This is a genomic window from Gracilimonas sp., from assembly GCF_031581265.1.
GTDB lineage: Bacteria > Bacteroidota > Rhodothermia > Balneolales > Balneolaceae > Gracilimonas.
On record NZ_JAVLBQ010000076.1, the window covers coordinates 1 to 510 of the forward strand.

General features: G+C 39.0%; 1 protein-coding gene. It reads right to left on the minus strand.

The window, feature by feature from the left end:
* Positions 1–16 precede the first annotated feature (16 nt).
* Positions 17–334: a helix-turn-helix domain-containing protein gene (locus RI561_RS13810; protein WP_395080829.1), complete on the minus strand. Its 318-nt coding sequence runs from the start codon at positions 332–334 to the stop codon at positions 17–19.
* Positions 335–510 lie beyond the last annotated feature (176 nt).

Here is a 510-nt window from a genome sequence, read left to right on the forward strand (position 1 = left end):
GCAGCGGTTTCGGCCATTACCAGTCACTTTCGGGTTTTTCGGAAGAATCTTTTTTACCTCTTGCTCGTTTTCTTTTCTCTTGTTGCATTTTGGCAATAGCGATAGGACTGATTTGACTTTCTACTTCAAACGCCTTCATCACTTGTAACTGATCCAAAACTCTCAGTACCTTTATCAGTGTATTCAGGCTTACCGGCTCCCCACGTTCAAGCAGGCTCAGGGTTGAGCGGCTAATATCAGCAGCTTCAGAAATTTCAGCTTGAGTTTTATTCTGCTCCAGCCGATGATGTTTTACAAAAGCGCCTATCTGCTCGCTTAGCGCTTTATCACTCATTGAGTACCATTTGTATGAGATATCATTCATTAAGTCTAAAGTAAGTAGTTAATACATGAGTTATCATACAAAGTTAAGCAATTATTCCACTATTCCTATTTTCGGTATGAATGACATATCATTCACTAAGCCTAAAAAAGCAGTTAATGAATGATTGTTCATACAAGGTATGCCAT